The sequence below is a fragment of the Moritella sp. 24 genome, assembly GCF_018219155.1.
GTDB lineage: Bacteria > Pseudomonadota > Gammaproteobacteria > Enterobacterales > Moritellaceae > Moritella.
In genome coordinates, this window is sequence record NZ_CP056123.1 from 2,643,220 (window position 1) to 2,655,195 (window position 11,976).

13 protein-coding genes are annotated in these 11,976 nt (G+C 39.9%); 2 read left to right on the top strand and 11 right to left on the bottom strand.

Annotation, left to right across the window (positions count from 1 at the left end; all coding sequences use genetic code 11):
- Positions 1–51: 51 nt before the first annotated feature.
- From HWV00_RS11710 to HWV00_RS11745, 8 genes are all read right to left on the bottom strand, one after another.
- Positions 52–1,605 carry an aldehyde dehydrogenase family protein gene (locus HWV00_RS11710; RefSeq protein ID WP_211681413.1) on the bottom strand — a complete coding sequence of 518 codons (1,554 nt, stop codon included), beginning with the start codon at positions 1,603–1,605 and terminating at the stop codon, positions 52–54.
- 22 nt (positions 1,606–1,627) lie between these two features.
- On the bottom strand, positions 1,628–2,725 hold the full coding sequence (locus HWV00_RS11715; RefSeq protein ID WP_211681415.1) for a saccharopine dehydrogenase family protein: 1,098 nt from the start codon (positions 2,723–2,725) through the stop codon (positions 1,628–1,630).
- 77 nt (positions 2,726–2,802) lie between these two features.
- A complete protein-coding gene (locus tag HWV00_RS11720; RefSeq protein WP_211681417.1) occupies positions 2,803–3,663 on the bottom strand; it encodes a DUF1338 domain-containing protein in 861 nt (286 codons plus the stop codon).
- 499 nt (positions 3,664–4,162) lie between these two features.
- Positions 4,163–4,732, bottom strand: coding sequence for a CAP domain-containing protein (locus HWV00_RS11725; protein WP_255554511.1), 570 nt, complete (start codon positions 4,730–4,732; stop codon positions 4,163–4,165).
- A gap of 93 nt (positions 4,733–4,825) precedes the next feature.
- Positions 4,826–5,608, bottom strand: a complete 783-nt coding sequence (locus HWV00_RS11730; RefSeq protein WP_211681421.1) for a hypothetical protein — start codon at positions 5,606–5,608, stop codon at positions 4,826–4,828.
- A gap of 93 nt (positions 5,609–5,701) precedes the next feature.
- Positions 5,702–6,571: a TraB/GumN family protein gene (locus tag HWV00_RS11735; RefSeq protein ID WP_211681423.1), complete on the bottom strand. Its 870-nt coding sequence runs from the start codon at positions 6,569–6,571 to the stop codon at positions 5,702–5,704.
- The gene (locus HWV00_RS11740; protein WP_211681425.1) at positions 6,572–7,303 is read right to left on the bottom strand and encodes an ABC transporter permease; all 732 of its coding nucleotides are present in this window, start codon (positions 7,301–7,303) and stop codon (positions 6,572–6,574) included. It lies immediately after the preceding gene.
- Between the two features lie 2 nt (positions 7,304–7,305).
- A complete protein-coding gene (locus HWV00_RS11745; RefSeq protein WP_211681427.1) occupies positions 7,306–8,019 on the bottom strand; it encodes a Crp/Fnr family transcriptional regulator in 714 nt (237 codons plus the stop codon).
- Positions 8,020–8,264: 245 nt separating this feature from the next.
- Here HWV00_RS11745 and HWV00_RS11750 point away from each other — a divergent pair, with 245 nt between their 5' ends.
- Positions 8,265–9,518, top strand: coding sequence for a uracil-xanthine permease family protein (locus HWV00_RS11750; RefSeq protein ID WP_211681428.1), 1,254 nt, complete (start codon positions 8,265–8,267; stop codon positions 9,516–9,518).
- Between the two features lie 96 nt (positions 9,519–9,614).
- On the opposite strand, the gene HWV00_RS11755 is transcribed toward HWV00_RS11750, so the two are convergent.
- The 3 genes from HWV00_RS11755 to HWV00_RS11765 all read right to left on the bottom strand — a co-directional run bounded on the left by HWV00_RS11755 (position 9,615) and on the right by HWV00_RS11765 (position 10,964).
- Positions 9,615–10,178, bottom strand: coding sequence for a GNAT family acetyltransferase (locus tag HWV00_RS11755; protein ID WP_211681431.1), 564 nt, complete (start codon positions 10,176–10,178; stop codon positions 9,615–9,617).
- 117 nt (positions 10,179–10,295) lie between these two features.
- Positions 10,296–10,712 carry a GFA family protein gene (locus HWV00_RS11760; RefSeq protein WP_211681433.1) on the bottom strand — a complete coding sequence of 139 codons (417 nt, stop codon included), beginning with the start codon at positions 10,710–10,712 and terminating at the stop codon, positions 10,296–10,298.
- A 36-nt stretch (positions 10,713–10,748) separates the two neighbouring features.
- Positions 10,749–10,964, bottom strand: a complete 216-nt coding sequence (locus tag HWV00_RS11765; RefSeq protein WP_211681435.1) for a dodecin — start codon at positions 10,962–10,964, stop codon at positions 10,749–10,751.
- Positions 10,965–11,113: 149 nt separating this feature from the next.
- On the opposite strand from HWV00_RS11765, the gene HWV00_RS11770 reads away from it, so the two are divergent.
- Positions 11,114–11,842, top strand: a complete 729-nt coding sequence (locus HWV00_RS11770; RefSeq protein WP_211681437.1) for an SGNH/GDSL hydrolase family protein — start codon at positions 11,114–11,116, stop codon at positions 11,840–11,842.
- Positions 11,843–11,976: the final 134 nt, after the last annotated feature.

Here is an 11,976-nt window from a genome sequence, read left to right on the forward strand (position 1 = left end):
AGACTATTAATATATGAAAAACCATTATTTATAATATTTTTTAAATCCTGTCTAATCGCCAGTTGGGATATCAAAGCTAATACCTTGGGCTAAAGGCAATTCACTGCCGTAATTAATCGTATTCGTCGTTCGGCGCATATAATTTTTCCATGCATCAGAGCCACTTTCTCGTCCACCTCCGGTCTCTTTTTCACCGCCAAAAGCACCTCCGATCTCAGCCCCAGACGTGCCAATGTTAACATTAACAATACCGCAATCAGAGCCTCTCGCACTGACAAAAATCTCGGCCTCTGCCATATCTTTAGTAAAAATGGCTGAAGAAAGCCCCTGACTCACACTATTTTGTATTTCTATCGCCTGATCAAGCGAATCGTAACTATGCACATAAAGTAACGGTGCGAACGTTTCTTGTTTAACTATTTCAGCCGTAGCGTCAATATCGATAATTGCAGGTCGACTATAACAACCCTTTTGATTCGAACCTTTAGACAGTCTGTTATCGTCAGTAATCAGTATTCCCCCCTGTTCGATGGCTGTATCAATACTTGCATTCATTGTATTAATCGCTTGCTGATTAATAAGCGGTCCCATCAAATTCTCTTCATCAAAGGGATCACCAATACTGACCGTGCTATAAATCATCTTCAATTTCGTTAATACTTGGTGTTTTAAACTGCGGTGAACAATCAATCTACGTAACGTTGTACAACGTTGGCCGCTTGTTCCTAATGCAGAAAAAGTAATGGCTCGAATAGCTAATTCGAGATCTGCACTGGGACATACAATCATGGCATTATTACCACCCAACTCTAATAATGTCCGCCCCATTCTTGCGGCAACACGACAATTAACAGCTCGGCCCATGGCACACGATCCCGTCGCAGAGACTAATGCAATATCACGATGTTCAACCAACTGTTCAACCTGTGCTTTCTCACCAAAAACAAGGCTACTTAACTCAGGGCTACCACCAAAGTCTTTAATGGCAGACAATAACAACTGATGGCAAGCAATAGCACTTAATGGCGTTTGGCTAGACGGTTTCCAAATAATCGTATTGCCACAAATTAAACTCAGTGCCGCATTCCATGCCCATACCGCCATTGGAAAGTTAAACGCTGTAATAATGACAACAGGACCAATTGGATGCCATTGCTCCATCATGCGATGATTAGGCCTTTCGGTCGCGATCGTTAAACCATACAGTTGACGAGATAAACCAACCGCAAAATCACATACATCAATGAGTTCTTGTACTTCTCCCAAACTTTCTTGAAACGGCTTACCCGCCTCTAAACTAATGACCGTTGCTAATTGCTGCTTGGATGCCCGCGCTTTGTTAGCAAATAAGCGAATTAACTCACCACGTTTAGGTGCTGGTGTATCTCGCCAATGCTTAAACTCAGCACTCGCGCTGGCGATAATACGATTGATAGTCTCAGGTTTGGCATGACTAATAGAGGCAAATGCTTGGCTATTATTAGGACTGAACACTTCAACTTTTGTACTACGGTCGAAACGCTGTTCGCCCAAATAAGCGCTACCATAGTATTTATCGTTAGAATAAAAGCGGGCAAGAATAGTTTTTAATGTTGCCTCATGCATATGATTCTCCTTTATGGCGGTATTAGATACTCAACTCAGCATCTCTGTAGGGTTTAGCAAATTCATTTTCCAAAAAGTCTTTAATATCTAAGGTTTCTTGTTCAACAAAACCTCGTCTTGTTTGTTCACTATTTAAAATTAAATCGACAGTGGTGACTGCAGCACTGGCTGTGGATATTTGGATTGCACTTTGCTCTGCTGTATGACGTAATAAAAAGGTACGACTGCATTGCCTTAGTTTCTCATTGACATAGCCTGTCGCCACCACTGAAATCAAGACGAGATCTTGCATGGTGGTTGCCACTGAGCTTTCAAATATTTCCATCAACATATCGCGACGTTTGCCTTCCTCCCCCAGCCGTAAATCGTGGAATAAGAACTTCATCAACTTACAATGACCGGGATAACGGATTGTCTTATACGTTAGTTCTCGCAGCTTACCATCCAATGTATAACAAAGGTTTGCAAGGCCACCCGATGTATTGAAAGCTTCATATTCAACACCAGAGATAGAAAATACTTCTCTCCCCTCTAACGGTTCGGTCAATGTCGGTATATGATTTTTAATCGACTCACATGGGTTCGCGTATTCATTAATCAGGCCTTCTGTTGACCATGTCAGGTTATACATCATTTGATTTGAAGGGTATTCAGGTAAGGCGCCAACACGTAATTTTAAGCTATCAAGACGGTCAAAACAGTGACGGAAACTGTAACCTAAAATTCCGATAAACCCAGGCGCTAAACCACATTGAGGCATGAATACTTGCCCAGGTTCAGCCGCTAACGCAATCTCTTTAATCGCTTGCGTGCAACGCACATCTTCAGTTAAATCAAAGTAGCTACAGCCATTATCTAAAGCAGCCTGTGCAACATAGGGATTGTCATTAAATGTTAACGCTGAAATAACCGCGTCCTGCCCCGCAAGAATATCATTATAATCTCGAGATTCAGGTGATGAATGAAGTAACAACTTAGTCTTAAATAATGCACTAAAATGAGCGACTGCATTTGGGTTTATATCAGCGCCAGTAACATCATAACCGTCGTGGTTATTAAGGATTTGAGCAATGGCGCCGCCAATGCGACCAAGCCCTAAAACAACAATTCGTTTCGCCATTCTTAACTCCTTATTATAGAACAGTAATTATTTTATCTATGCCCCACATTCCTAATAAAGCCAATAATGACTAACACCTATTCATCATCTGAAGCAGTACTACCTAATATAGATTTCATATTGGTCGACTCAAATATTTTATCTGCACTCATCGGAACAAACCCTTGATATAGTTCACCATTATCTTGGCTGAAACGTTGAGCAAACTCATAATAGCAACTGCTTATTTCCTGCTCTCCAGCGTCCTCAAATTCAACAGTACAAGTATCAGCCATCGTTGCAGCCTGTATTAATAAATCAGCTTTCGACCCCTTTATAACGCCACCAGCATCATTCAATCGATAACCTTGTTGAATCAATAATTCAACAACATCTGACAGCTGCGAGAACTGTGTGAGACAGTTAACAAATATTGTAAAGTGATTCGCTCGCAGCCCCCATACTGATAGCCAAGCGGCATACTCCGATTCACGACTTAAGCATTGATAATCAGCATAACTGGGTAATGCCCACAATCGACCCGCACTGATTAATGGACTTATTCGCGCACTTGACTGTTCAATAAGTGGTGACTTTAACGTGGTATGTGCTTGATCTATAATATTTTGAATAATCAATTGAGCGGGGGCAGAAAGCGTTTGCCAACGAAGTTCACTGATAAATATTTTGGTGGGTGATTTATCATGCACATAACAACGGGCATCTAATTTCTTCGTTTCAAACTGATAAGAATCAAGATGACGGTAACCTAACGCTAAAATCTCATCTTCTAAGATATCGATATTAATATGTGAATTAGCAAATGTACGAAAGGCAACGTGGTCGTTAACAATTGTTTCGCCTTTATCTTCAAATAACTGATGAATATCGACGGCTTGCGGGCTAATGACACTGTATTGCTGCCAAAGTTTGGTAAAGAATGTATCCAAAACAGACATATTCTATCTCCTTAATTGCACTTGCGTTATCAGAGATTATTAATACTAAGATAGGTGAACATACTAGGTTACGCTAGAAAAGGAGGCATGTAAGAGACTTCTTAAAATGAGAATCAATCCCAGCTCTCACTATAATTTTTATTCTTTAACCCCATTAATCAGTCAACCTTTAAACTGCATTACACGGGTTGATAGCGAAGACTGAGCGCTGAGCAGAATACTTGCGTTACCTATTAGATATAAATGTTTCTAAATGACTTTAGTCAATTACCCGACTAATTTACTTGGTTATACTTGTTCGGTATTTTACTTAACGCTAAATGATCTAATCAGAGGATATAATTATGAGTTGTTGTGGTGGCTGCGGCGGACAAGATTTAGAAGAAACAAAGAAAACAGAAGAAACTGAACAGGATTCAGAATAGTTAGACGAAGTAATTCGCTAAATAAAAATAATAGAGGCCTTACTGATCATCGATGGATTAAGTAGGGCTTTTTGTTATAAGGGAGCAGCTAACACTTGTGTCCAATAAATACCATAATATGTGTTCTTATCAGAATACGATGCCATTCCCATCTGTGAATAATCACCATCCATCATATTTAGACAATGTCCTTTACTGCCTAACCAACCATTGACGACGTCAGATGCATCGAGTTGTCCTGCGGCAATATTCTCACCCGCTGCACGCCAATCGTAACCCACGGCATAAACACGCTCTCCGACACGATTACCAGCTTTATCTTGATGATTAAAATAATTTCCATCAGCCATGCTTTTTGAATGAGCAAGCGCAGCCTGCTGTAATTGCTCACTCCACACGACAGCTGAAACTGGTGGCATCTTCCGATTTCCGCAAGTATAACCGCCAACACGAGCGGCATTCACCGCCGCAAGCATTTTCCGTTTAAACTGCACTGAGGGTTCAGGGCCACGTTTACGACTTGGGTTCACCACTGGAGGGGCCGTTTTATGCAGCTCTTGCTCTTTACTTGGAGACAATACTTCATCCTGTGCTTTGTCATTATAACCACCAGCACACGCGCTAAGTAATAATACGGTAGCCACAAGCACAATGCCTCTAGATTTAAATATAAGGCGTTTTATCATTTATCCTCTCGCTTGATTCTCTTTTATTATCTTATTAAGACCATAAATAACTCACGCGACTTTAAAAGTAAGTAACTGCTGTAAGCGTGCAGGTTCTCGATCTATCTGTTTCAATGCTTGCTTAAAGTTACGTCTTAAATACCCTTTCAAATGCTTCGTCGCCTCTGCCGTCGGTATTGCTTTTAAACGACAAAACAGAGCGAGAGCAAAGATAACATTGTCTTCTGATAAGGTCGCTTGTCGATTAGCTTGCGCATTATAACAGCTGCCACACCCGCCTCTAAAAGTATAAGCAGAGTTAGCCATCATCACACCAAACCCCATAAAAATAGCGACAACTTCAGTACTGGCATTGAAATACTCATTGCCACCCGGTGGTAACTTTTGTGATTGAGCAACTAAATGCTGTGCTAAATGATGAGCATAACTTGACGCTAAATCGCCCGGTTTAGAGGCCTGCTGCGGATTATAAGTCATCGCTAAAGGCTGTGATGCGATTAACGCAGGTAAGTTACTTTTTGTTGATGAGTCACGTTGAATGGCTGATAAATCAAGTAACGCTGGAGGCTGGTTACTAAAACATTGCGGCGCTTGTAACTGCAGTGGCCAATGACCTAGGCCTGCATATTTAACCACATTATTAAAAATAGTGTCAGCCATACCGTGACGGCTATCAACGTTACCGGGGAAATAATCATTTGTCGGCTGAATTAATTGAGTACGCTGGAAGAACTCTTGGTGATCAAAATGCATTAGCGCCCAGGAAAATGTATCGAACATCCAATCACAACTTGCATCATCAATCAGGGGGTTAGTACGGAAAAAATTAAGCATTGGTTCACGCTGAAATAAAAATGAGATAGCAACATCATATCCTAACTATTTATCTCCAGCTATAAGCCAATGCCAGTATTGATTACTTTATGCCTAAAGTTGAGTGACTTTATATCCTTGCGCTTCTAAACGCTGTAGTAACCCATCTTTTCCGACTAAATGTAGCGCACCAACAAGAATCAATTCTGTCTCTTTATTTTTAAACATCATTTCAATTTGAGGTAACCAATTATTATTACGTGTCACCAATAATGACTGATAAATATCAGGGAAATCTTCAATCAGAGGCGTAATTGCAAGGTCAACGAGGGCTTGTGCATTACCATCACGCCACGCTACTTTCATTTGCTGCATAAACGCCAGTAACACTTTTATGTCTTCCAAACTATAACGAATTAATTCGTCTTCTTTACCTTTCCCCATATCTGCAATAAACGCGAGTTGCTGTTCTACTGTTTCTAATTTACCCAGCGGTTTACCATCCGTCATCGCCTTACTATTATAATAGTTATCAACGCCGACTCCGGTTAATTTAAGTCGTTGCAACTCAACCATCGTTAACATTAAAGAAACCATACTCGGTTTGAAGTTATTTATCATCTGCATACCAATACCCCGTGATTGGCAATACTCGGCCAAACGCTGATATGTTTCAGGGGTTAAATTCTGCGTTAAATCTTGCCCTACTGGGTAACTAAGCTGGCTCAGCATTGTTTGCTGAAATTCAGGACTTTCTAACTTCGCCATATCCGTTTCTAATACCAGTGTATTAGCCAACTTATATGCGCGATCAAACTCCGGTGGTAGTGGGTAGTCATCTGCGGTCAATACGTGCACAGTCCCACCCAAATACAAATTCGTTTTACCGTTACTGATCTTCCACACTGATGACGTTGCATTAGCTAAATGACTGACACTGAATAGCAATATTGGAATAAGATACAATAGTTTAAATTTTTTCATTTAAGCCTCTACTTTAATTTTAGCAGTCAACATCAGGGGTTTTATCAATGATAAAAACAGTGCCGCGGATATTACTGATGAACCAAACAACATGCACATGATCATAATTTGATAACGCACAGCAATAAACGGCGATACACCGGATAAAATTTGTCCCGTCATCATGCCCGGTAACGACACTAGACCGACTGCAAACAAAGCATTAGTGATAGGAATTAGTGATGCTTTTAACGCGATTTTACGTGCAACAATATAACTGTCTCCACGTGACATTTCAGCATTTAAGCGTTCCGCCGACAAACTCACACTGTTCATCGCATTCGCAAATGCCATACCTGCTAATGGCACCATATACTGCGGGTTGTACCAAGGATCTAACCCAAGCACACCAGCACTCATCACAAGTAAGGTAAAACCACCACCTAAAGTCACAGACAACAAGGCATATTTATACATTTTCCAGCGTTGCTCTGGTATTGCTCCCAATGCGATCCAACTAGAAGCAACAACCATAACAATCAAAACCCCAACCACAATACCGGCACTGTGAGATTCAAAAATATAAGAAAGAAAATAACCAATTAACAAGAGCTGGATTAACATTCTCGACAACGCATACAAACCATTTTTAATCGGTAATCGCCATTGAACTAAGATGCCCAATGCTACTAACACAGGAATGAATGCAAACGCTAAGTGAGTAAATGAGATCACCTGAACAGAACTGCTCATGGCTAGCCCCCTTTTACTGGCTGCATAGGAATATCAGACGCGGCATATAACGCGTCAATATTGGTAATACGAATATGCCCTCTTTTCTCTTCAATTAGACCTTCTTTGGTCATTTTTTTAAGTAAGCGTGAGAAGGTTTCAGGTTGAATCGACAATAATGAGGCAAGCGTCCGTTTTGGGATATCCAATTCAATAATGCCTTCATTACCATTCTTATCTTGTATGTTTTGTAGTAGAAATAACAATAAACGGTTTTTCGCATTTTCGACCGATAGCATTTCGATTTCATACAAGTCATGGTGCAAACGAATACTCATATTAGCCATAATTGCGATACCCGCCTCAGGATTACTTTTGAGTATTTTTAGGTAGGTATTATTATCAAATGCGATTAACTCGCTTTCAGATACGGCTTGCGCAGCAACGGGATAGAAAGGTTTGTTATTAAACATCAGCGCTTCGGCAAACGTATTACCTTGGCGCATCACTTCAACAACTTTTTCCTGTCCGCTTGGGCTTGTACGGTAAAGTTTCAGATGACCTCTAAGCACTAAATAGAAACAGCCTGCTTTATCCCCTTGATGGAAAACATTTTCTAACGGTTCCACTTTAAAGGTTTTTGCAGAACTAATTAGCAACTTCAACTCTTCATCCGTTAGCGCTGAAAATAAGTGATGGGTTGATACAGTGTCGATAATATGACTGTCAGAAATCATGAGAATTAGCCTTTAAATACAGTGGTAATGAGTATATCGAGTCGATTACATTAAACTGATGATAGAAAACAATATAATGCCATGCTTTTCAGTTTTAACAAACGATCTAACCGACTCTATTTATCACGTTATTTGATCTAAACGAACTGTTACTCAAATGGTAGTAAGTTTATATAACTTTAAATATCAATAATAATCTTATTGTGCTACCTTCCAGCGGTTTGTTTAAAAATGGAGATAAAATAATGCAAATTTTACTCGGTCTGCAAATGCTTTTCGTCGCATTTGGTGCCCTTGTACTGGTTCCACTACTCACGGGTTTGGATCCAAATGTCGCACTTTTCGGTGCAGGCATCGGTACTCTTGTTTTTCAAGTTGTAACTAAACGCTCTGTCCCTGTCTTTCTTGCCTCTTCTTTTGCTTTTATTGCACCGATCATGTTCGGCGTACAAACGTGGGGCATCGCCAGCACAATGGGCGGATTAATGGCGGCAGGCCTAACCTATGTTTTATTATCTGCGGTGATCAAAGTACGTGGTGTCGGCATTATTCATAAGTTACTGCCACCTGTAGTGGTTGGCCCTGTGATCATGGTGATTGGTTTAGGTTTATCACCTGTCGCCGTTAACATGGCAATGGGTAAAACCGGCGATGGTGCTGTGCAGCTGATTGATAATGAGATTGCGATTATTATTGCTGCTATTTCATTATTCACCACAATTGCAGTGAGTGTATTTGGTAAAGGTTTACTAAAATTAATTCCAATTATGGCTGGTATTTTAGCGGGTTATGCCGCGAGTCTTGCCTATGGCATTATCGATTTCACACCTGTTGCACAAGCAAGTTGGTTAGCACTACCAAACTTCACCTTTCCTGAATTTAATATCAATGCCATTTTATTCATGATCCCGGTTGCACTTGCCCCTGCAATTGAACATGTGGGTGACATTTTAGCTATCTCAAATGCGACGGGTAAAGATTACCTGAAAAAGCCAGGCCTACACCGTACACTCGCGGGAGACGGACTAGCAACAATGGCAGCGTCTATGTTTGGCGCGCCGCCTAATACGACATACAGTGAAGTGACTGGTGCGGTGATGTTAACAAAAGCATTTAACCCTATCATCATGACATGGGCAGCCGTGATAGCGATCGTACTTGCCTTCGTTGGTAAGCTGGGTGCGTTATTACAAACATTCCCAGTGCCTGTAATGGGCGGTATTATGATCCTATTATTCGGTACCATTGCAACCGTTGGTCTAAATACCTTAATCACTCACCGTGTTGATCTACACAAATCACGTAACTTGATTATTGTTGCAGTAACATTAGTATTTGGTATTGGTGGTATGGCATTTGGTATTGGCGACTTTAGCCTTCAAGGTGTCAGTTTATGCGGTATCGTAGCGATTATCTTAAACTTAGTATTGCCTAACGATTTAGGTGATAACCATGTTGTTGATAACGTTGAAATAGACACTGATATAAGCACTAAATAATGACTTAATATTGTTTGCGGTGAGTTAAATAGCCAGTGAACATCTGAACGACAAAGAGGTGATAACTGATATACATCGGTTATCACCTCTTTTTTATTAGGCTTGTAATGGTTTAGATGTGTCGTAAACCAATTCGTAATAATGATTATTGTTATATTCAAATTCTTGAATGACAGTCAATCCTAACTTTTTAGTATGTGCCGCATAAGACCTTGGATTAATCTTATTAATGAACGTCACTAGAATAGGATAGCGTTTTGCCATGCGTTTTCTCGCAAAATCAAACATCGTTTCTAATGCGCCCGTACCACGTATGCTTTTATCAATACAAACAGGTCCATACTGATACGAATTATCAGCAGATAATTGCTGACCTAAATATTCTAAATTTGGTAGGTCTTTGATCATATGAGCAAACATAGGCCAGTTAGACCAAAATGACCAAGATGCAGCCATCACATAAGCAACAACCTTATCGTCCTTACGCGCGATAAATAAGCCACTCTCTTCTGTAATTAAGCGTGTTAATTCTTCTTTTGTAAAAGGTGTTGTCACAAAGCCATCAGCTTTATCTTCAGCTGCAATAGAATCAACCTGGTATTTGTAATGAAGCGTGAGCGTATCATCAATATCGCTTAATTCAGCCACTTTTAACTGCATGTGTCACTCGTCCTTTTAAATCATATCCAATTGTTTCAACGAATATAACATTATCCGATTAAAATAATCTAGTGAGTATAATGCAATCTAGTCAGTACAAATAAACACAGTTCATCATTACTTTGGAAACCCTGCAAACGTTGGTGCATCTAATGCGACGTCATACCAAGGCGCGCGTTCATGCCAAAAAATATTGTCTTGAGGGGTAACATTTAGCACCGTATTATCATCCAAATCTAACGCCCCTGCAGGTACAATTAACGTTCTGCCTTTATTGACTAAATAAGGGAGACCAGTGCCACACTCTGTACAAAAAACGCGTGAAAATTGTCGTTCCGGGTAATCAAAACGCTTGGTTTTATCTACACCACCTAGCCACGAAATGTTACCTGCTTGACAGAATAAATTAGACGCATGCGCAGAGCCTGTCATTTTTTGGCACTGTAAACAATGACAAAGGTGAAACTGATTAAAATCATTCGTTACTTCAAATGTAACCATGCCACATAAGCAACTACCTGCTATTTTAGTCATCAAAAATATCCTTATAAAATGCGTTATTTAATACGGTTAACTATCACCAATACGAAAGCCAATTTTAAGCGTCACTTGAAAATGCCCAACCGCCCCATCAACAATATGTCCACGGGTTTCAACTACTTCAAACCAATCCATATTCCTGACTGTTTTATGACACTCTGTAAGTGCATTCTGGATTGCCTCTTCAATACTTGTTTTAGACGAACCAACCATTTCAATTTTTTTATAGGTATGGTGATTTGACATAACTCACTCCAATAAACCACAAAACAACGTATGTGTAAATATAGCTTGGTATTTACGGTACATATAGGCATTATTAAATTTAGAGTTATTGCTAACTTTGCTAAATGAAAAATACAGCATAACTATTATGATTATAACAAGGAGGTTATATGTTCAAATCATTAAAAAAATTCTTAACAAAAGCTGTTTATGCGCCGATTATTATTGCGCAAGGACGCTATGTAAAAAAAGTAACACCAAAACTTCCCGAAGCAGCTGGTGACCGTTCTGGTATTGTAGGGGAAGGACAAAAAATAAGATTACTCATTATCGGTGATTCTGCTGCAGCTGGTGTTGGTGTTGACCATCAAGCACAGGCATTAACCGGTAATTTAGTGTCTGTATTAGCGCGTAATAATCAAGTTGAATGGCAATTATTGGCTAAATCTGGGTATACCACATCAGACAGCCTACAAATGATATCAAAACAACCACAACAAAAATTCGACATTATCGTCACGTCATTAGGCGTTAATGATGTCACCGGAACCCTACCCGCGTCTTCTTGGATAGAGCAACAACAAGCGTTAATCACATTATTACGTCAACAGTTTAATTGCCAACAAATTTTGATTACTCAAGTGCCACCCATGGGCCAGTTTCCAGCGTTACCACAACCATTACGTCGTTATTTAGGCGCTAGAGCAACGCAGTTTAATCGAAAACTAACAACGCTTATTGAAAGCCAAAGTGACTGTCAACTGATTGATTTCAACTCTGAGTTAAACAATGAGGACATGGCGAGAGATGGATTTCACCCTGGACCAATTATTTACCAGCACTGGGCTGAAATTGTTGCAGAGAAAATTAAATCTACAGCGCATGTAGCAGATAATTAGACGAATCCAAACCGTTTACGCCTCATTATATAAAATACTTTAAAACATTGTGAGCGAGTACTTAGATTGAACGCAAAATGTGGGCTTAGACTTCCTCTTTCTGCAATCAAGGATTTAAACTAAGAATAACGCAA